At 42.2% G+C, this 20,648-nt stretch carries 15 protein-coding genes; 3 read left to right on the top strand and 12 right to left on the bottom strand.

What is annotated here, in order from left to right:
- Window positions 1–26 precede the first annotated feature (26 nt).
- From GVT53_RS14875 to GVT53_RS14845, 7 genes are all read right to left on the bottom strand, one after another.
- The gene (locus GVT53_RS14875) at window positions 27–608 is read right to left on the bottom strand and encodes a hypothetical protein (protein ID WP_166249286.1); all 582 of its coding nucleotides are present in this window, start codon (window positions 606–608) and stop codon (window positions 27–29) included.
- A 181-nt stretch (window positions 609–789) separates the two neighbouring features.
- On the bottom strand, window positions 790–1,626 hold the full coding sequence (locus GVT53_RS14870; protein WP_166249285.1) for a hypothetical protein: 837 nt from the start codon (window positions 1,624–1,626) through the stop codon (window positions 790–792).
- Window positions 1,627–1,644: 18 nt separating this feature from the next.
- The gene (locus GVT53_RS14865) at window positions 1,645–3,102 is read right to left on the bottom strand and encodes a RagB/SusD family nutrient uptake outer membrane protein (RefSeq protein ID WP_166249284.1); all 1,458 of its coding nucleotides are present in this window, start codon (window positions 3,100–3,102) and stop codon (window positions 1,645–1,647) included.
- A 14-nt stretch (window positions 3,103–3,116) separates the two neighbouring features.
- Window positions 3,117–6,161: a SusC/RagA family TonB-linked outer membrane protein gene (locus GVT53_RS14860; RefSeq protein ID WP_166249283.1), complete on the bottom strand. Its 3,045-nt coding sequence runs from the start codon at window positions 6,159–6,161 to the stop codon at window positions 3,117–3,119.
- A gap of 239 nt (window positions 6,162–6,400) precedes the next feature.
- A complete protein-coding gene (locus GVT53_RS14855; protein ID WP_166249282.1) occupies window positions 6,401–6,820 on the bottom strand; it encodes a helix-turn-helix domain-containing protein in 420 nt (139 codons plus the stop codon).
- Window positions 6,821–7,180: 360 nt separating this feature from the next.
- Entirely contained in the window at window positions 7,181–8,089 is a 909-nt protein-coding gene (locus tag GVT53_RS14850; protein ID WP_166249281.1) for a GYDIA family GHMP kinase, read from the bottom strand.
- Window positions 8,089–9,405 (bottom strand): hydroxymethylglutaryl-CoA reductase, degradative, encoded by a 1,317-nt coding sequence (locus GVT53_RS14845; RefSeq protein ID WP_166249280.1) that lies wholly within the window; start codon window positions 9,403–9,405, stop codon window positions 8,089–8,091. The genes GVT53_RS14850 and GVT53_RS14845 overlap by 1 nt, the downstream gene beginning before the upstream one ends.
- Window positions 9,406–9,582: 177 nt before the next feature.
- Here GVT53_RS14845 and GVT53_RS14840 point away from each other — a divergent pair, with 177 nt between their 5' ends.
- Both GVT53_RS14840 and GVT53_RS14835 read left to right on the top strand, forming a co-directional pair.
- On the top strand, window positions 9,583–11,742 hold the full coding sequence (locus GVT53_RS14840; protein WP_166249279.1) for a S9 family peptidase: 2,160 nt from the start codon (window positions 9,583–9,585) through the stop codon (window positions 11,740–11,742).
- A gap of 15 nt (window positions 11,743–11,757) precedes the next feature.
- Window positions 11,758–13,320: a peptide MFS transporter gene (locus tag GVT53_RS14835; protein WP_166249278.1), complete on the top strand. Its 1,563-nt coding sequence runs from the start codon at window positions 11,758–11,760 to the stop codon at window positions 13,318–13,320.
- On the opposite strand, the gene GVT53_RS14830 is transcribed toward GVT53_RS14835, so the two are convergent.
- The 5 genes from GVT53_RS14830 to surE form a co-directional block, all read right to left on the bottom strand.
- Complete coding sequence (locus GVT53_RS14830) at window positions 13,317–15,317, bottom strand: ComEC/Rec2 family competence protein (RefSeq protein ID WP_166249277.1); 2,001 nt, start codon at window positions 15,315–15,317, stop codon at window positions 13,317–13,319. The genes GVT53_RS14835 and GVT53_RS14830 overlap by 4 nt on opposite strands.
- Window positions 15,318–15,336: 19 nt before the next feature.
- The gene (locus tag GVT53_RS14825; protein WP_166249276.1) at window positions 15,337–15,888 is read right to left on the bottom strand and encodes a C40 family peptidase; all 552 of its coding nucleotides are present in this window, start codon (window positions 15,886–15,888) and stop codon (window positions 15,337–15,339) included.
- 33 nt (window positions 15,889–15,921) lie between these two features.
- Window positions 15,922–17,034: a lipid-A-disaccharide synthase gene (gene lpxB, locus GVT53_RS14820; protein ID WP_166249275.1), complete on the bottom strand. Its 1,113-nt coding sequence runs from the start codon at window positions 17,032–17,034 to the stop codon at window positions 15,922–15,924.
- 97 nt (window positions 17,035–17,131) lie between these two features.
- Entirely contained in the window at window positions 17,132–17,419 is a 288-nt protein-coding gene (locus tag GVT53_RS14815) for a hypothetical protein (RefSeq protein WP_166249274.1), read from the bottom strand.
- Complete coding sequence (gene surE / locus GVT53_RS14810; protein ID WP_166249273.1) at window positions 17,409–18,188, bottom strand: 5'/3'-nucleotidase SurE; 780 nt, start codon at window positions 18,186–18,188, stop codon at window positions 17,409–17,411. Before surE ends, GVT53_RS14815 begins: the two co-directional genes overlap by 11 nt.
- Before the next feature lie 201 nt (window positions 18,189–18,389).
- Here surE and GVT53_RS14805 point away from each other — a divergent pair, with 201 nt between their 5' ends.
- Complete coding sequence (locus GVT53_RS14805; RefSeq protein WP_166249272.1) at window positions 18,390–20,558, top strand: carboxy terminal-processing peptidase; 2,169 nt, start codon at window positions 18,390–18,392, stop codon at window positions 20,556–20,558.
- Window positions 20,559–20,648 lie beyond the last annotated feature (90 nt).

Here is a 20,648-nt window from a genome sequence, read left to right as displayed (position 1 = left end):
TCCCGATCGGGAGGCTTTTTTGTTGCCTATTTACTTTCGTATTCGTCCCATTTCATCTTGTAGCAGATATGGGTTATTTTTCCTTTTGGGCTTACAGTGATCTCAAAACCTTGTTTGGTACGGAAATATGCATCCCGAAGGAAATACCATTTGCCGTTTTTAAAAAAGAATTCCCGTTTATCCGGTTTCCAATCGGCAATGGGGTATATGTAGTCCAAGAGCGCTTGAAAATTTGGAGCGGATTCTTCGTTGAGTACAAAGTCTTCACGAATGTAACTGGTGAGTTCTGGAAGGGGAGTGTCGGTTTTTATCCTTTCAAACCGTTTTACTTCCGCACCATTGTCCACCACAATAAACTCATGGACCTCTTTTTCCTTTTCACCATAGATATTCATAGTCTCCTGAGTGATATAGTACACATCGTGTTTTAGAATGTTCTGAACTATTTCCGAGGTGATTTGATTGTAGCTGGTGGTGCAGCTTTTGTTGATGAAGTTATCAAGTCTCAGGATTGTTTCCGTGTCATTTTGACTGAACAAAATTGTAGTGGATTGAAAGAGTAATCCAGCCAATAGATTGCCAATTGTTTTATTGTTGATTCGGGCCATATTATCAATAATTTGATGAATATGTGTCAAACATAAGAGCAATTGATTAAATTTTAGGGCACCAATTGACGGATGGCCTGTTTGGGTTGATGGATGAGGTGGTTGGTTGAAATAAAAGCATCCTGATTGGTAATCAGGATGCTTTTATATCTTAGGTTATTAGTTATTTACTCCAATGATATTACTGAGCGCAAAAATCGATTTCTATCGGGCCAGCTGGTGTGCCTGGATTTCCCTGAGCGACTATGTTTCCATTTGGAGCCACTATACTGAAAGATATCTCTTCCCAATTGTCTCCAGGGAAATACCATTCCGCAGACTCGATACCATCAGGGATTTCAATCGTAGCTGAACCACTGGTCCAATCAGGAGCATCAGAATCGAATACGGTATCGAAACCAGTACAATCATAGCTATTTTCCTCATATGGAGTGCAGAGACCTACCTCAAATACGGTGCCGTCACTCAATGTAATAGAGATACCTGGCCCTCCGTTTCCAGTGGTTGTTTGCCATCCATCTCCATAGATATCCTCCATATTAATGATCCATTCACCAGGGGTCGGAGCCTCATCACACTTTCTGAACAAAGTAATGGTTACGGTTTCATTACCAAAAGTCAAATCATTTGAATCGGACACATCTTTAAGGTTAAGAACTAACATAGTAGCGCCTTCTTCTGGTAAAGCGTCAAAGTTGCCCTCAACTGTTATTGTTCCTACAAATTTACCTGCAGCGATACCAGGGTTACTGATTGTGTATTGATCAGGGGTAGCTGTCGAAGTGGGGTCCACTTCGACCGAAATAGTTCTTGCTACATCAGATTCAGTACTAGCAGTTATATCGATATTTACTGAATTACCCTCCGCAGGTACTGGCAAGTTTTTGGCTGAAGTACTGAACGATGCAAGCGTCTGACCGGATACTGGATTGTAAACAATCTGTTCTTCTTCACATGATGAGAAAAACAACGTAAGACCCACAAAAAGAACTCCAAATGCTTTAAATATATTTTTCATCTTTTAAGCAGTTACAAATTAATAATCTGGATTTTGTGCCATATTCGGGTTGGCATTGATCTCATCAATAGGTATAGGAAACTGGAATCTGTGGTCCCCAACAGGCAATGTCAAAATCTCAGGAGGTGTTCCTGATCCATCGGCTAAATCTCCATTATTTGAACGTTGTACAGCCTCTCCTCTACGTTTTAGGTCGAAAAATCTGTGACCCTCAAAACTAAGTTCCACCCTTCTTTCATATTGAATGGCATCTTCCAATGCCTGACCTGTTTCTCCACCTGTGTAAGAGGTATATCTAGCATCCCTCAATATGTTCAAAGTTGTAAGTGCAGCTGCTGGGTCGATTTCAAATTGAGCCTCAGCCTTGTTCAGCAAAACCTCTGCGGCCCTAAGAACTTTAATGTCCACACGTCCGTTTACCTGATTAGGTTCACCCAAGAACTTTCTTATAGCATTGTAATTGTTACCTTGGTTAGTGGCATCATATTGAATCACTTCTCTCCTTAAATCGTTTGGATCTAAATTATTGAAGAATTCATATTCAACTGCATATTCAAGCACGGTATTGGGAGGCGTAGTTTGACTGTAAAGTACGCCAACATTGTTAAATCTTGATTCCGAAGAAGTATTTACAGACCACTCTATAATAACGCCTTTATTAGTAGTGTCCTCATAGACAGCCATTAGAGCTCCTTCAACTTTGGCATCAATTATGTCAGTTGTCACCTGATCTGCGGCATTTATCGCCAATTGATAATCACCATTGTAAAGATAAACCCTTGACAACATGGCGTACACAGCATTTCTATTCAATCGTCCTTCGCCGTTGGAAGTCCCGATCAACTGGGCAGCCTGCTCCAAATCTCCAATTATCTCACTATAATTGCTTGCAACAGTTTCTCTGGAAGGCTGAGCCAAAGGATCATCAGTATCACCATCTTCTACTTTAATATAAACAATACCGGGCGAGTTGGCCGCATCGGTACTTTGCGTTGGAATCATGGCATATATTCTTGCAAGGTCAAAATGTGCAATAGCACGAGCAGCAAGGGCCTGACCAAGAATATTGTCCTTTTCAGGACCACTGGCCAAGTTATCTATCTGCCCAATTATCAAGTTAGCGGCATTTACTGCTTCATAAGCTTCACTCCAATAAAGTGGAATTGCCCCTAACGTATTTGGATTATATCTGTAGTCGTAATAAACCTCGTTAGACCTACGACCAGTCTGTGCAAGAATTACATTGTCCGATAAGATATCGGGAATACCTTGCAGACCGGAGCCCGGCGCAGAATAATAATTCCAAAACTGGCTATATATACCATCCACTCCATTCTGGAAACTGGAAACCGTATTAAAAAATGTTTCTGGATTACCTTCTGTAAATGGATCGACGTCCAGTTCGTCATCACAAGACACCAACAAGGTTGCTGCTACAAATGATGCTAAACAATATTTATATAATCTATTTTTCATGTTAATTTCTTTTTTTAAAATCCGATTTCTACTCCGAATGTATAAGACCTAGTCTGTGGATAACTGAACAAAGAGAAAGCTCCAGGAATAAATCCAGCACTACCTGCTGCAGAGCTTTCACCCGAACCAATTCCTATTTCTGGATCTCCGTTGTATTCAGTAATGGTAAATAAGTTCTGACCTGTGGCAAAAACTCGGAGCCTGTCAATACCTGTTCCATGAATAATCTTTCCAGTTAAATTATAGTCAACTGTCAAGGTTCTCAAACGTATATAATCTCCTTTTTCCAACCATCGGTCACTATCTTGGTCTGCCGTACCTCCAAATATTGGACTAGGCAACACGTTAGTATCACCAGGCTGTTTCCAGTAGTTGAAAGCTTCAACTCTTTGGTTACTATCAATATTTCCGATAGAAATACCAGCTTGTCTCTGGAAGTTCATAATATAGTTTCCTCCTTTACCAACAAAATCGGCACGCACTCCAAATCCACCCCATCGGATGGAAGTGAAGAATCCGCCCTCAACATTGGCATAGGGGGATTTGCCTTCCAAAATTGTATTAAAGCTAGCGCTATATTCGTTGGTGATATTACCATCGAGATCATAGTACAAAGGCTCACCGTTGGCCGGATTGACCCCAGCGTATTTAACTGTGTAGAAAGAGTTGATTTCCTCTCCTTCCCTCAAAATGTTGTAACCAAAAGTTCCATTGATGATGTCATCACCATTAACCAAGCTAACCACCTTGTTGTCTAGAAAAGATATATTACCTCCAACTCTCCAAACAAAATCTTGGGCTCGAATAACATCTGCGTTCAAGGAAACTTCGATACCGCTGTTCTCAACCTCACCGATATTTGCAACAATGGAGTTGTCCTCATCACCCACTGTTTGGGACAACGGTTGGTTCAACAATAAATCCCTTGAATTCTTTTTGAAATAATCAACTACACCATTTACTCTATTGTTGAACAACCCAAACTCAAGACCTATATCCAAAATAGCCTGAGACTCCCATTTGATATTTGTGTTTCCCACTCCAATTGGAATAGCAGTGGTATTACCATTATATGTTCCGAACTCCAACAAGTTCAAGAAGTTAAAGTCCCCTATGTTCTGGTTACCAGAAGTACCATAAGAAGCCCTAAGCTTTAAATCGTTGACTGCAGTACCCTCTAAGAAAGATTCCCTTGCAATGTTCCAAGCGGCACTACCACTGTAGAAATATCCGTACTGGTTTTCAGGTCCAAATCTTGAAGAACCATCGCGTCTAATTGACCCGGAAAGGATGTACTTTCCATCATAGTCATAATCCACGAAAAGACCTTGTGAAAACAGAACTCTTCTAGCCTCTTCTGAACCAGATGCAGTGGCTTCGGCAGCTACATCCTGATAAGGAATTTCTGGAGAAGGAAACCCTCTTGCACTGGCAAAAAGATCCGTGTAGATATTCTCGTTGTATTCCAACAGGAAACTTGCTGATAAATTATGATAATCTCCATAGGTATCACTGTAGGAAAATAGGTTGTTCACATTGTATTGCAATGTATTGGAAAAATTATCCGTCTGTGTTCCAGGGAAATTAGCATCCCCTACAATACCATCCAAAACACCTCCTGGCAATGATCTCACTGTTCTATTAAATCTATTGTTTGTAGCACCAACCGAGAATCTGTTGGAGAACTTGTCGGAAAACTTAATATCGGCAAACAAGCTACCAACGATAAGGAAGTTTCTATTGTCCTCTGGCTCTGTAATCAAGGCCCTTGCAATTGAATACCCTTGTGTTGTTGGATTGAAAATTGGATCACCTTGCTCATCAAGTTGTATACTTCCGTCAGCATTCCTCAAATACAAAGGATCCCATGGGTTGTAATCGTACATCGCTCTAAATGGGTTCTGCACGTTGTTACGGTCCCTAGGTAAATCAGTAGTACTTCTTGAAAGAGATATATTAGTACCTACATTCAACCACTCTTTGGCCTGGTATGTTGTGTTCAAGCGAGCCGTTACCCTTTCAAAACCATCAATTCTATCAATGATACCTGTGTTCTTATCATAACCCAAAGAAAGGAAATATGTCATTTTTTCATCACCCCCGGAAATAGAAAGAGAGTTGGACTGTATCTGACCCTTTCTCAACAATTCTTCCTCCCAATTGGTATCCAGACCTATCAACCTTGCTCTTTCAGCATCATCTGCTGTTGCACCAGGCAAAGACTGAGCTGCATTGACACCCAATTCAGCAAATTGTCTTTCAAGTTCAAGCTTCTGAGAAGTGTTCATCAAATCAAATGGGTCAGGAATTCTTTCCGAAAAGCCAAAGGAAGATCTAAAAGTGATGCGTGCATCCCCTGTCTTACCTTGTTTGGTAGTAATCAATACAACACCGTTAGAACCACGGGAACCATATTTTGAAACTGTGGCCGCATCTTTAAGAATGGAAAAAGACTCAATGTCATTCGGGTTCAGGTTGTTGATGAAATCAGAGTTAACCGGAACACCATCTACCACATATAAAGGCGTTGTACTCGCGTTAAGCGAACCAACACCCCTAATGGTAACGAAAGCAGTTTGACCTGGCCTACCATTCGCTGCCGTTACCTGAACACCAGCAGCCTGACCTTGAAGTATATTATCCACGCTAGTGGAAGGAACGAATGCCTCAATCTTTTCGGTGGATACCGTTGAAATTGCCGATGTCGACAACTCCTTTGAACGAGAACCATAACCCGTCACAACAACTTCTTCCAAAGCTTGCGCATCCTCCTCCATCTGCACATTAATGGTAGAGGAAGCTCCTACAGTTCTATCAACAGTTTTTTGACCAATGTAGCTAAAACGAAGGGTTTGTCCAGTACTGGCTGTGATGGAATAGTTCCCATCAAAATCGGTTTGTGTACCATTGGATGTCCCCACAACCACAATGGAAACACCAGGGAGCGGAAGACCAGACTGGTCCGTCACGTTACCTGAAATGTTTTTTTCCTGTGCCAAAGATGCTGTGATTACACATATAAACAGCATCAGCACCATCCAACATTTTTTTGTTTTCATAAAAATTGATTAAGAGTTAGTTAATGAATCCAAGCAAGGCAGGGGTAAATCTTTTTTGTAGGCTAATTCAAAAAATTCAATACAATGAAAACTTTGTCATTGATATGAAGTAAGATTTAGGGACCCCACCTTGTGGATTGCGGAACAAAAAAAGGGAAAGTAAAAGTCAAGGCTGTAAACTCTTATTAACCTTTACGTATTTGCCGATTTAAGTTAACATTAACAAGTAGGGAAATGTTTTAAGCGGCACTTTGGATGAATTCTTTTGGAGTAATATGGGTAATCTTTTTAAAAGCTTTGTAAAAAGAAACCCTGTTGTTGAACCCGCACTGGTAAGCAATATCAGAAATGGATTCCGGAGAGCTCTCAAAGTCCGAACATAACCTATTTTTAGCCTCCTCAATTCGATATGAATTTACGAAGTCGTAAAAACTAAGGTTGAAATTTTCGTTGATTACCTGTGACGCATGATGCCTCGAAATGCCTAATAGTTCGGCGATATTATCAAGTCTAAGTTCATGATCTAAATAAAGTTTTTCCTCATTCATCAAGTGCTCCAATTTATTTTTGAGCTCTAATGAAAAGGCTTCCGACAATCCTGTTTTTTCGTATTTGTCTTTTTTGTTCAGAGAAGATTTCGCATACTCCTTTCTGCTCAAGTCTTTTAGATTTTTAAATAAAAGATACATGACCGCCAAATATATAACCAGTGGTATGAGTTGAGCATAAATAATTATTGTATTAAACCCATTGTTGGGATTTGACCAACTATATATGGTAATGAGTACCGTATAAAAAAATAGAAATGAAAAAAGCGAAAATAGTTTTTTTGTGAAAAGGCCTACTTTGCTTTTTGTGAACAATTGTGTGTTTTCCCAGAACGACATAGCTATCAATTTTGTCTTCTGGTTTCAAAATGCAAAAAAGAATAGTTTTAGGAGGTTGCCAATTGACGAATGCCCCATTTGAGTTTACGGATGAGCGAAAATCACGAAAATTACCCTCATTTGTAAGAAAAATCACAATGTCATTTTAGCGTAGGGAATCACCGTTTCAAAACCTTTTGACTTAAAATAGGAGTGCGTTTTGTCATCTCCAGTGGCCAAAACAAAATCCCCGCCCCAAGCACCAAGACTTTTTATCGCACCAAAATAGTCGGGGAAAAGACGCTGTTTTACCGGTGGGGTTTTCAAAACTTTGGAAAGGATATTTTCATGCTCATCCATCAAAGTCTCGAACCCGGCCAGAGTAGAAGCGTGAATCATTTTTTTGGTAATGTCGGACACCTGCCGAACTAGTTCCGATTGGTCAAATTCTTGCTCTCTGTAATTGGCAATGGCCTCTTTGCTGCTCTGTTTTTGGTTGAGATGGACAAAATAAAGCGAGTCCTTGAAAATGGGATCAAAATCAATTTGCTCCACTTCTGGATTGCCATCCTTTAATTGATAGGTCAGCGGTGAATTGTATTGTGCACAGGCAATATCGTATCCACTTCCGCCGAAAGCATTCCATAAAAGTTGAAAGGCATCCACCCGTGCCCATTGCGCCACATTGTTTATTAGTGTCGAAGAAGTTCCGAGTCCCCACGAATTTGGAAAGGTTAAATGGGTCTCAATCTGTAAACCTTGACTATCCGTCAATAATAATGGGTTTTGGGCATTCGCCTCCAAAAGTAAATCCATCAAAGTCTTTGCCATTGCGGCATCCGATGAGGAAACCACATTTAAATTGGTAAGGTCAAACCTGGCCGAGAACCAGATTTTATCGTTTTCGTCAAAACTGGTCCACTCCAAAAAACCGGATGTTGTTGGGGTTATGTGAAGCGATTGCCCATAACTGGTGGGAATGGCCAACCCCAAGGCGCCATCCAAAATGGCATACTCGCCGGAAAGCAATAATTTGCCGTTGCTGTAAAACTCCTTCTCCATTATTCTGATTTAATTTTTTCCAAAGCTTCCTTCACCGCGGCATTGGTTACGGTTTGATCCTTAAAAAAAGTGACCAGTTGTTGTTTTTCAGATTCGGTGGCTCCAAGTTGATTCAACATGTTCAACAAGTGCATTTTCATATGTCCTTTTTGAATCCCCGTGGTCACCAAACTGCGAACGGCCGCAAAATTTTGGGCCAATCCGGCCACGGCGACTACCTGCATCAACTCTTTTGCAGTTGGATTTTGAAGTATTTCCAGCGCAAGTTTCACCAACGGATGCAATGTGGTCAATCCGCCCACGGTGCCAAGGGCCAGTGGAACCTCGATCCAAAATTTAAAAATACCGTCTTCGATTTTGGCATGTGTCAAGCTGGAGTAGTGCCCCGTTTTGGAAGCGTAGGCATGCACACCGGCCTCCACGGCCCTAAAATCATTTCCTGTGGCAAGAACCACGGCATCGATACCGTTCATGATGCCCTTATTGTGCGTAACCGCCCTGTAAGGTTCCGCTTTGGCAATATTTACGGCCTGTACAAACTTTTCGGCAAATGCCTTGGCTGGCATATCCGTATTGCCCAATTCCGAAATGGGACAGCTCACTTCAGCTTTCACCAAACAATTCGGCACATAGTTGGATAGGATGCTCATCACCACTTCAATGTCTTTTTCCTCTTCCGTAAAAGCATCAAAAGCAAGTGCTTGCTCTTTTAATGTTTTGGCAAATTCTTCCAAACAGGAATTGATGAAATTGGCTCCCATGGCATCCAGAGTCTCAAAAGTGCAGTGGAGCTGATGGTAGCCTTCAATTGTATCGCTCAAATCCCTTAACTCAATATTGTTGATGCCACCGCCCCGTTTTTCCATGTTTTTTGTGATGGAAGCAACACTTTTTAATAATTCGGGTTTGGCCGCAGCAAAGAAATCGGATAGCTTTTCTTTGGCACCTTTATATATAAAGTGTACCTGCCCGACTTTTTCCGTTCCAATAATTTCAGCCTTAAAACCACCGCGCTCCAACCAAAATTTGGCCGCTTTGCTTGCTGCTGCCACCACCGAACTTTCTTCAATCGCCATGGGGATGGCATATAGTTCGCCGTTGATCAAAAAATTGGGGGCAATGGCGAAGGGCAGATAGTAGTTGGATACAGTATTTTCTATAAACTCATCGTGCAATTGCTGTACCCTTGGGTCCGAGTTCCAATACTGCTGCAATAGCTGTTTGGTTTTTTTGGGGTCCTTGGTGCAATGGGTGGCTATCCAATCAATTTTTTGGGTTTTGGTGAGTTTGGAAAATCCTTCAACGGGCGTGTTCATAAAGCTGGCTTAAAGCAATCAAATATACGGATATTGACCATTTAGGCGAGCCTTGTCGTTATTTTGAAAACTTAACAGTGTTTCAAAGGTTAAAATTTGTTGCAAACGCAACATCAAAATTTATTTTTCCGATAAATATTAGTAAACTTGGGAGTTTTTAATCAATTTTTTCACTTCATGAACAAGCAGTCTTTTCTATTCCTATTCTTTTTGGGAGTTGTTACTTTTTCCACAGCGCAAAAGCAAAAAATAACCCTTGAAGAGATTTGGGGAGGAGAGTTCAGGACAGAATACATGGATGTCCTACGATCCATGAACAACGGTACACAATACACCATTTTAAATACCGAACGTTCCCCGCGTTCCAGCAGTTTGGACAAGTACGATTATGAAACTTTGGAAAAGGTGGAGACCATCGTGGCATCATCCGATGCCGTTCCATACTTTTCATCCTATACGTTTAGCGATGATGAATCGAAAGTGCTCTTGGCAACAGAAGTGGAGCCCGTTTTCAGACGATCTCGTCTGGGTATTTATTATGTATATGATATTTCCTCCAAAGAATTGGTGAAAATCGCCGAGACGAAAATTCAAGAACCCACGCTTTCTCCTGATGGAAGCAAGGTGGCCTATGTGCTCGACAACAACATTTACATATTGGATTTGGCGTCCAGAACCACCAAACAAGTGACCACCGATGGAAGCAAAGGCACCATTATCAATGGAGTGACGGATTGGGTGTACGAGGAAGAGTTTGCGTTCGTCCGAGCTTTTGAATGGAACAGTGATGGGACCAAAATTGCATTTTTGCGATTTGACGAGACAGAAGTCCCACACTTTTCCATGGATTTTTACGGAACTGAACTGTATCCTTATCAGCATGAATTCAAATATCCGAAGGCAGGGGAGAAAAATTCCATAGTTACTTTGCATATGTTTGATGTGGCCTCTGGCAATATTTCCGATGTGGATTTAAACGACCCCTACTACATTCCAAGAATAAAGTGGATGCACAATCCCAACCACTTGAGTGTCCAGACCCTGAACAGGCATCAAAACGAATTGAAACTTAACGATGTTGATGCCGAGGATAATTCAGTAACCCTATTATTGGAAGAAACCGATAAGGCTTATGTGGATATTGATGATGACCTTACTTTTTTGGATGATGATAGCTTTATCTGGACCAGCGAGGCGGATGGGTACAATCACCTGTATCTCTACGGAAGCAACGGAAAACTAAAGAATCAGATTACCGAAGGCCCTTGGGAAGTCACAAGATATTACGGTTATGATGAAAAGCACGACCGTATTTTTTATCAGTCCGTGGAGAATGGTTCGATCAATAGAGGTGTTTACAGCATATCCACCAAAGGGAAACGCAAAAAGGAACTTTCCGTGGAGGAGGGAACCAATTCAGCAGCTTTCAGCAGCGATTTCACCTATTACATCAACACCTATTCCAGCGCGACCACCCCATATAAATTTACATTGCACGATGCATCCGATGGTAAATTGTTGAAAGAGATCAAGGACAACTCGGCTTTGCTGAACAAATTGGAAGGTTATGAGATAGCACCCAAAGAGTTCTCCACCATCAATGTAAATGGGTACGACCTCAATATGTACATCATCAAGCCGGCTGATTTTGACCCAAATAAGAAATACCCCTTGTTCATGTTCCAGTACAGTGGACCGGGTTCCCAACAAGTTTCCAATTCATGGATGGGCAGCAACGATTATTGGCACCAGCATTTGGCATCACAAGGCTATATTGTGGCCTGTGTGGATGGCAGGGGAACCGGGCTAAAAGGCCGCGATTTTAAAAAAATGACCCAAAAAGAGTTGGGCAAATTTGAAGTTGAAGATCAAATTGACGTTGCCAAAAAGTTGAGCGAGCGCCCCTATATCGATGAAAACCGAACCGGAATCTGGGGGTGGAGCTACGGAGGCTTTATGTCCACAAATGCGCTGCTAAAAGGCAACGATACCTTTGAAATGGCCATTGCCGTGGCACCCGTTACCTCATGGCGTTTTTATGACACCATCTATACGGAGCGCTATATGCAGACCCCTCAGGAAAATCCGACCGGCTATGACGATAACTCACCGTTCAACTATCCAGAATTGTTGAAAGGAAAATACCTGTTGGTGCACGGTTCCGGGGACGATAATGTTCATGTACAGAACACGATGCGAATGATCGAGGCATTGGTCCAGGCCAACAAACAGTTTGATTGGGCCATTTACCCCGATAAAAACCACGGGATATACGGTGGCAATACCAGATTGCATCTCTATACCAAGATGACCAACTTCGTTAAAGAGAACTTATAATCAAACAATAAACTTATGTCAACAGTAACCAAACCAGCCCACAAAAAAGAATTATTTGGACATCCGGTAGGATTGTATGTATTGTTCTTCACCGAAATGTGGGAACGATTTTCCTACTACGGTATGAGGGCTCTGCTTACCCTGTATATGACAGCGGAAACGTTGAAAAGTGATCCCCAGAGTGGATTGGGATGGACCACTACCGAAGCTTTGGCACTCTACGGCTGGTACACCATGTTAGTTTATGTAATGAGCATACCTGGTGGATTTTTGGCCGATAGGTACCTTGGACAGAAAAAAGCAGTGACCATAGGAGCCATTCTTTTGACCATAGGACATGGAGTTTTGGCAATTGACTCCCTTTGGGCTTACTACACAGGTCTGGGCTTTGTTATTTTGGGAGTTGGAATGCTGAAGCCCAACATTTCCACTATGGTAGGTGGGCTTTATAAACCTAATGACATTCGAAGGGACAAGGGCTTTAGTATTTTTTATGTAGGGATAAATCTTGGGTCATTTCTCGCTTCTATTACGGTAGGTATCGTAGCGGCAGTGTACGGTTGGCATTATGGATTTGGTCTTGCAGGTATCGGGATGTTTGTGGGATTGTTGGTGTATCTCTACGGACAACGGTTTTTAGTGCATGTTGGTAATCAGCCTACAATGGAAGAAAAAGCCACAGATATAAGTTTGGGGCAATTGTTTTTGCAACTGCTTAAATCCCCATTGCAGTTGGCCATTGTTGGAGTTTTGCTTGCCTATTCGGTTTATGCAGGGTTTACATATGATGGTCCCGACAATTGGGGGTATGGTATACTGTTCATCTTTTTATCCTTGATTACAGGAATGATGATGATGATTTACAAAAACTTGAATGGAAAAGTAGAAAAGGACAGGTACGTTGTGCTCCTTATATCGCTTTTGATGGTGATCGTTTTTTGGGGAAGTTTTGAGCAAATGGGAGGCCTTATGAATTTGTATGCCCAAGAAAAAACCAATAGAATGTTTATGGGGTGGGAAGTGCCCGCTGCTTGGTTTCAAGCTGCCAATGCTGGCTTTATTATCCTTTTTGCCGTCGCGGTGGCAAATTTTTGGGCCAAAAGAAAATTAAAAGGAAAGGAAGCTACTTCTTTGTTTAAAATGGCAACTGGTGTTATTATCATGGGCGTAGGATTTATTTATATGGTTTTTGCCTCATTGCAATACGAAAGTTCAGGTTCTTCTGCCATGTACTGGTTGGTTTTGACCTATCTCTTTCACACCATTGGCGAGTTATGCCTTTCACCGGTATCATTGTCATTCTTCACAAAATTGGCACCAGGAAGGTATATGGCCTTGATGATGGGGGTATACTGGGCCGCCACAGGTTTGGGAAACAAAGTTGCAGGTATCGTTGGAGAGAGTTCGGTGCAAGCAGGTGAATTGAAGGTCTTTGGAGGGCTCTTCATTTTTGCTGTGCTTTTTGGAACATTGGTGTTGTTTCTTTTGAAACCACTGAAGCGGTTGACCCACGGAGCAGAAGACAACGAAACGGAAGTTACTGTTGAAGATAAAGTAGAAACTATCGAAAGGGGTTAATTTATGCTTAAAACATAAAATCCCTTTTCACCGGTGTAGTGGAAGGGGATTTCTTTTTGGATGCATGTTTGTTCCCATTTTTTGATCAAGCTGGGGTAATTGCTTCTGTCAGCAAATATTTTTTTGGGTTTGATGGAATCCAGAACCCGCTCCAGATTGATTTCGGGCGATTGGGTGAGCAACAAGTAATCCAAATCACCTTCCAAAGGAAGAATGCCCAAACTGTCCAAAACAAATAACTTTTTCTCACCGATTTGATAGCTATTTTGAAGTCGAAAGGTGTCCAATTTTTGAATCCGTTCCGCTACGACATAATCAGTGCCAATGGTCCCAATATTGGTGCTATCCGAAGTGATCACCGAAAGTGAGCTCCCCGATTGATGCAACAAAACCGTGTTTCTGGAACGGTGAGCCAGTATAACGGTTTCCTTTTGACGCACTTGAAATTGGTTCCAAATCATCCAACCTTGAAAAACAATGATTCCTCCAAACAGTGGCAATACAGTTTTCCATTTGGGCTTGGAGAGGAATATCACCAATGTAATGATGATGAGGTACCCCAATAGCAGCTGAACCGAATCAAACGAAATATTTTTGATGATGAAGCCTTCCTGCTGGGCCACCCAACCAACAACGGAATTCATCAGTTGAATCACCCAATTAAAACCATCCACCATAAATTGGGGTAGGAAGTCGACCAAAGCCAAAATGATGACCAAGATTCCAAAGCCCAGAATCAACCCTAAAAATGGAATAATGAGTAGATTGGAAATAAAAAACAGCGCCGGAAACTGATGAAAATAGAACAAACTAATCGGCACTACGCCCAATTGTGCTGCAATGCTGACCGATAACAATTGCCACGCTTTTCGAATAATGATATGCTCGGGAAGCCAAAACTTTTGCAGTTTCGGGTAAATCCAAACAATGGCAAATACGGCGGCATAGCTCATTTGAAATCCAACCTGAAATACGAACAAGGGCTTTACTAGGAGGATGAACAACATCGATAGGGCAATAATGTTGAACGAGTTGGTGGGACGGTTCAGGTAAAGCGCATAGGCCACAAAGGAAAACATGGTGACCGCACGGACAATGGAAGGGGAGAGCCCCGCAATAAAGGCATAGCTCCAAAGCAACAGCACCACCAATATAAGTTTGATGCTTTTACCTTTAGGTAAACGAGCCAATGGCGCCAAAATAAACTCCAGCAAGAAGAGGATAATGCCCACGTGAAGTCCGGAAACGGCCAGTATATGAACGGCACCTGCATTTTTGTAATTGTTGTAGGTGCTCTCGGAAATATCGTCCCGTTTCCCCAAAATCAAAGCTTCTATAACGCCCAATTCTTCTGTGCCAAAATTCTTTTCCTTCAATTTGGAAATAATGTGTTCCCTAAAGTTGTTTGCTGCACCAAACAAGGTTTTGGGAGCACCTTGCTTTTTTATGATGGCCGCGTAATTGGTTCTGATTTGATGCTGAATGCCCTGCTTTTCGAGATAGCTACGGTAATCAAATTGATATGGGTTTAATGGCGGATGGATATCTTCAGGTTTGGCGTAAATCAAAAATTCATCGTCGACCTGTAATCGCTTCAAAGAGGAGTCCACCGAGAGACTGAAAAGCAATTTTCCGGAGGCTACATCTCCGTCCGCAGCAATAATTTGGGTGATATATCGGTGGGAGAAGGCATTTGGTTTAAGTGCTTCGCTTACTTTGAGATGCCATACCGTTTCTTGGAGGTGCCCCTGCTTGGTATAATGCCGTGGCATATCGCGGTTGATGGAAATACCAACAACGAAAATGCCCAAGCAAAGTGTGATAAGTGAAGTCAGCATCTCAAAATACGGGACCCCTTTTCTATCCTGCTTTTTACCGACCCAATACATTATGGGCAGCAATACGAACATGGCAATTAAGGGCAAAAGCGGAGCAACTTCAAAATAAAAACCGATAACAATGCCCAAAACAACCCAAAAAGTGAGTTTTATGGACACAAAATTAAGTTGGCGCACTTTATAGGATGCGCATGGCCTTTACAAAGGCGCTGTTCCAATACCCTTCCCGTAAAGAGGATACCAGCACTCCTCTAGAGGTTGTGGAGTGAATAAACTTAATGTCCCGACCGTTGACATCGACCACCAATCCAACATGATTGATGCGCCTGCCCGTTTTGCTGGTCTGAAAAAACAACAAATCGCCTTTTTCAATGTCGCCCACCCTTATCTTTTGACCTTCCAATGCCATTTGGTAGGAGGTACGCGGAAACAAAATGTCGTTTTCTTTTAATGAAACATAGACCAATCCGGAGCAGTCCATTCCTTTTTTGGTGGTTCCCCCGTACTTGTACCGGGTTCCGGAATAGGTCATTGCAGTGGAAACAATGGCATCGGCCTTGTCATTTTTACGCCCCTCTTTTTTGGGTTTGGGTAAGCGTTCAGGGGAAGTGTCGTTTGTGGACCCCTCTACCGTAACGGTTCGGGTCTTGCTGTAGGTACGTCGCTTTTTGCCCGGGCCGCATGCGGTGATGGCAAAAAACAATAGTAAGATTATGGTTTTTCGTAACATCCAAGAATAGATTTACATTCTTGGAAGATAAAACTACGCATTTTTCACAATTAATCGAGCAGTCATTTCACTGGCACCTTTTCCGCCCAATTTTTCTTTCAACGATTTATAGTCGGATAGCATGCGCTCCCGCTCGCTTCCGGCCACAATTTTTGATAACTCGGTTTTTAGGTTTTTTGTGGTCAAATCGTTTTGGATGAGCTCTTTTACAACTTCCCTTTTCATGATGAGGTTCACCAGGGAAATGTAATCCAACGTGATGATGCGCTTCGCGATTTGATAGGAAATCCAATTTCCTTTGTAGCACACCACTTGGGGGATGCCAAAAAGAGCGGTTTCCAAAGTTGCCGTCCCGCTGGTGACCATGGCGGCATGGGAATGCTTTAAAAGCGTGTAGGTTTTATTCGAAACATACTCCACTTTGTCGCCTTTTAGGAAAGGTGCGTAAAACGCATCGGGAAGGCTAGGCGCTCCCGCAATTACGAATTGGTAATCGGAAAAATCCTTTTTTACGGAAAGCATCACCTCCAACATTTTTTGAACCTCTTGTTTTCTGCTCCCGGGCAGCAAGGCGATAATGGGTTTGTCAGGGTCCAGTCCATTTTCTTTTCGGAACGTGTCATTATCCTGAAGCGGTGTGTTTTCTATGGCATCAATCAAGGGGTGACCAACAAACTGTACAGGAAAACCGTGTTTTTTCTCGTAAAAATCCTTTTCAAAAGGCAGGATGACATACATGTTGTCGATATCCCGTTTTATTTTTTCGATTCTACTTTCTCTTGATGCCCAAATTTGAGGTGAAATATAATAGTTGGTCTTAAAGCCCTGCTCCTTGGCCCATTTGGCAATCCGCAGGTTGAAGCCGGAGAAATCGATAAAAATAATCTGATCGGGGTTGAACTTTTGAATATCCTCTTTACAATAGGAAATATTCTTAAATATGGTGGGAATGTTCATCAGCACCTCCAGAAAACCCATAAAGGCCATATCCTTGTAATGTTTGGCCAATTCGCCGCCGGCTTGCTGCATCAAATCGCCGCCCCAGCAACGGATTTGTGCTGAGGCATCCTCTTTTTTTAGGGCCTTTATCAAATTGGAACCGTGCAGGTCTCCCGATGCTTCACCAGCTATGATGTAATATTTCATTCTACAGTGTCAAGTTCTAACTCAAAACCCAAGTTCAAAAGTGATTTTATCGAAAACCGTTTAATTTTAAACTTGCCTTTTGTTTGTGTTTTAGATGTTACGACATCACTTTATATAAAAGGATTACCAATGCAGTGACAAGCGTTGCCAACATTACTCCTTTTGCGCGTTGGTCTCTTTTGATCCGTAGAAAACCAAAAAAGGCCACCAAATTTAGAATGGCACCCAAGGCCAGCAAACTGCCAATATGCCCTTGTTCTATCGCGGCATTAAATGTTTCTACGATGCCCAGATCGGAAAATAGCAGGATGTATAGCAGCGTCCCAAAGGTGTTTGCTATGATCCCCACTATAAAACCGATGATGATTTCTTTTCTATTGTTCATTTAAGTTCCAGTTGTTTATTCGTGGTATGGCGTGGTGCGCGGTAAGGTCGAATTGGGTGGGAACTACCGAAATATAGCCTTGCGCCAATGCCCACTCATCGGTATCCTCGCCTTTGTCCAAAAGTTCAAATTCTCCGGTAAGCCAGTAGTAATCTTTTCCGGAAGGACTGGTCCGCTTATCGAATTCCTCTTTCCAATTACCTCTGGCCTGCCTGCAAATTTTTACGCCCTTGGGCTGTTCCTTGGTTTTTGGGATATTAACGTTTAGCACGGTTCCCTTGGGTATTCCGTTGGCCAAAGCCTCGGACACGATTTTTTTTACGGAACCCAAAGCTGGCTCAAAATTGGCATCCCAAGAATAGTCGCACAATGAAAAACCGATGGCGGGAATACCTTCGATTCCTGCCTCGATGGCAGCGCTCATGGTTCCCGAATATATCACGTTTATGGAGGAATTGGATCCATGGTTGATACCGCTCACGCAAATGTCAGGTTTGCGGTCCAAAATTACACGGAGTGCCAATTTTACACAATCGACCGGTGTTCCGCTACAACTATATTCGCTCGGCGCACCTTCTTTATGGTCCACCACTACCTTCTTGGAAAACAAGGTGCTGTCCACGGTAATGGCATGTCCCATTCCACTTTGCGGGCTGTCGGGCGCCACCACGACCACATCCCCGAGCTCCTTCATGGTGCGTATCAATGCCCTAAGGCCAGGTGCCGTTATGCCGTCGTCATTGGTGACCAAAATAAGCGGTTTTTCCATGGTGGATAATTTTAGGCATAAAAATACGTTTTTCATTAGGATATGGAGACTTGGCCGTTTAACAAAAAATTAAATCCGGCTGTCGGGACTGGCACGGTTTTTTCTGTATCTTAGAGAATTCATACAAGTAGAAACGATGGGTGACATAATGAAGATTTGACAGTATGAGGTCAGATTGTTTCGCTCTAGAAAAATCACACTATGAAAAAGAATTTTATTTTGGCGCTTTTGGTTATTCTTGTCGCAGTTGCTTCCTGCAGCTTTACCAATAAGTCTTTCGATAACGATGACAAGGATAAATTTTTATTGGAATTGATTTCCTATGTTTTGGAAAGGGGGCATTATGAGCCCAAAGACATCAACGATAGTTTCAGTTCAAATGTTTTTGATGATTTTATAGAAGTCATTGACCCGACCAAGCGTTACTTTTTGGAAAGCGACATCAAGGAATTCGAGAAGTACCGTTTTATGATCGATGATGAAATGAGGAATACCGATATTGAATTTTTCAATACGGTATACCAGCGATTAATGGTACGTATGCAAGAGGCAAAGGAAATTTACACCGAAGTACTTTCCCAGCCTTTCGATTACAGCATCGACGAGACCATTGAAATCGATTATGACAAACAACAATTCGCTTCCAGCAAAAAGGAACTCAAGGAACGTTGGAGAAAGCAATTAAAATACAATACACTCAATGTTTTTGACAATAAAGTAGATAACCAGATTGCCGATTCGGAAGCAGGTTTGGATGACGATGTCGCCTACGCCTTCAACGAAATCCCGAGTTCCATAGATAAACAACTTACGGAAGAAGAAGCCAGAGAAGTGACCAAGAACACTTTGGACGAGTTTTTTGATTTTGTAGACGACCTGGAGCGCAAAGATTGGTTTGTACAGTACTTGAACACCATTGTAGAGGAGTTTGATCCCCACACATTCTACTTTGCACCAGAGGAAAAGGAAAAGTTTGATATTGGAATGTCCGGTAAATTTGAAGGTATCGGCGCCAGGTTGCAGAAAAAGCCCGAAGGAGCGAAAATCGTGGAAATTATTTCCGGTGGACCCGTTTGGAGAGATCAGAGCCTCGAGGTCGGCGATCAAATCCTTAAAGTTGGACAAGAAGGTGAAGAGCCCATCAATATTGTGGGAATGCGCTTGGAAGATGCCATCAAATTGATCAAAGGCCCCGAAGGTACTGTTGTGGACCTTACCGTTAGGAAAGTAGATGGTACCATTGAAACAGTTTCCATCACCAGAGATGTAGTGGAACTGGAAGAGTCCTATGCAAAATCGGCCACGATTGATGCACAAAATCAAAAATTTGGATTGATAAACCTTCCAAAGTTCTATGTGGACTTTGAAGATTATAGTGAAAGAAATGCAGCAACGGATGTTGCCAAAGAACTGGAGCGACTTAAAGCTGCTGGTGCAGAAGGAATTATTCTGGATTTGCGCGACAACGGAGGAGGTTCCCTGAAAACGGTTGTGGAAATGGCCGGATTGTTCATTAAGGACGGACCCATTGTCCAGGTAAGGTCTGCCGGTGAACGTAAAGAAGTACATGAGGACAAGGACGAGCGCATTCAGTGGGATGGGCCATTGGTAATCCTGGTGAACGAACTGTCCGCATCCGCATCGGAAATCTTGGCAGCTGCCATGCAAGATTATAAAAGAGCCGTAATCATCGGTAGTAAGCAAACTTTCGGAAAAGGAACCGTGCAAAATGTAATTCCTTTGGATGGAATAGTCAGGGGAAATCAGCATGGCGACTTGGGTGCCATTAAATTGACCACGCAAAAGTTTTACAGAATCAATGGAGGCTCCACCCAATTGGAAGGTGTAAAAAGCGATATCGTTGTTCCGGACAGGTACAGTTATATCGATTTGGGCGAACGAGATCAGCAAAACCCGCTGGGCTGGGATAAGATCACCGCTGCCGACTATAAAGTTTGGGACGGTTACATTGATTTTGATGATGCCGTGAAAAAGAGCAAGGAGCGCATGGCCAACAGTGAACAGATTAAACTCATTGAGGAAAATGCCAAATGGTTGAAGGAACAACAGGATGAAAATACCATTTCGCTCAACTACGATGCTTATGTAAGCAAGGAAAAAGAAGCCAAAAAGCGTGCGGAAAAGTTCAAAAGCCTAAAGGATTACGATTCCAAACTTACGTTTAGCTCTTTGCAATATGAGAAGGATTTGTTCACCCAAGATTCTGTGCTTCGCGAAAAAAGAGACAGATGGCACAAGGACCTGGCCCGCGACATTTATGTGGAAGAGGCCGTAAACGTTCTTAAGGACCTTCACAAAAACAATATTAAAAAAGAAGATGATAAATTGGCCAGTGTAAATAAAGGATAGCCAATGTCATAACAAGTTATAAAAGCCAACCTAAAATAGGTTGGCTTTTTTTTTAACTAAATCACTTCAATGAAGGTTTTTCTATCTTAC

It is taken from the genome of Flagellimonas oceani (assembly GCF_011068285.1).
Taxonomy (GTDB): Bacteria; Bacteroidota; Bacteroidia; order Flavobacteriales; family Flavobacteriaceae; genus Flagellimonas; species Flagellimonas oceani.
The sequence above is the reverse complement of the archived record's forward strand: the minus strand, read 5'-3'. Positions and strand labels throughout refer to the sequence as shown.

Bases quoted from the DNA above. Each gene is read 5' to 3' on its own strand.
- GVT53_RS14875 (WP_166249286.1), bottom strand. From the start codon at position 608: ATGGCCCGAATCAACAATAAAACAATTGGCAATCTATTGGCTGGATTA.
- GVT53_RS14870 (WP_166249285.1), bottom strand. From the start codon at position 1,626: ATGAAAAATATATTTAAAGCATTTGGAGTTCTTTTTGTGGGTCTTACG.
- GVT53_RS14865 (WP_166249284.1), bottom strand. From the start codon at position 3,102: ATGAAAAATAGATTATATAAATATTGTTTAGCATCATTTGTAGCAGCA.
- GVT53_RS14860 (WP_166249283.1), bottom strand. From the start codon at position 6,161: ATGAAAACAAAAAAATGTTGGATGGTGCTGATGCTGTTTATATGTGTA.
- GVT53_RS14850 (WP_166249281.1), bottom strand. From the start codon at position 8,089: ATGGAGAAGGAGTTTTACAGCAACGGCAAATTATTGCTTTCCGGCGAG.
- GVT53_RS14845 (WP_166249280.1), bottom strand. From the start codon at position 9,405: ATGAACACGCCCGTTGAAGGATTTTCCAAACTCACCAAAACCCAAAAA.
- GVT53_RS14840 (WP_166249279.1), top strand. From the start codon at position 9,583: ATGAACAAGCAGTCTTTTCTATTCCTATTCTTTTTGGGAGTTGTTACT.
- GVT53_RS14835 (WP_166249278.1), top strand. From the start codon at position 11,758: ATGTCAACAGTAACCAAACCAGCCCACAAAAAAGAATTATTTGGACAT.
- GVT53_RS14825 (WP_166249276.1), bottom strand. From the start codon at position 15,888: ATGTTACGAAAAACCATAATCTTACTATTGTTTTTTGCCATCACCGCA.
- lpxB (WP_166249275.1), bottom strand. From the start codon at position 17,034: ATGAAATATTACATCATAGCTGGTGAAGCATCGGGAGACCTGCACGGT.
- GVT53_RS14815 (WP_166249274.1), bottom strand. From the start codon at position 17,419: ATGAACAATAGAAAAGAAATCATCATCGGTTTTATAGTGGGGATCATA.
- surE (WP_166249273.1), bottom strand. From the start codon at position 18,188: ATGGAAAAACCGCTTATTTTGGTCACCAATGACGACGGCATAACGGCA.
- GVT53_RS14805 (WP_166249272.1), top strand. From the start codon at position 18,390: ATGAAAAAGAATTTTATTTTGGCGCTTTTGGTTATTCTTGTCGCAGTT.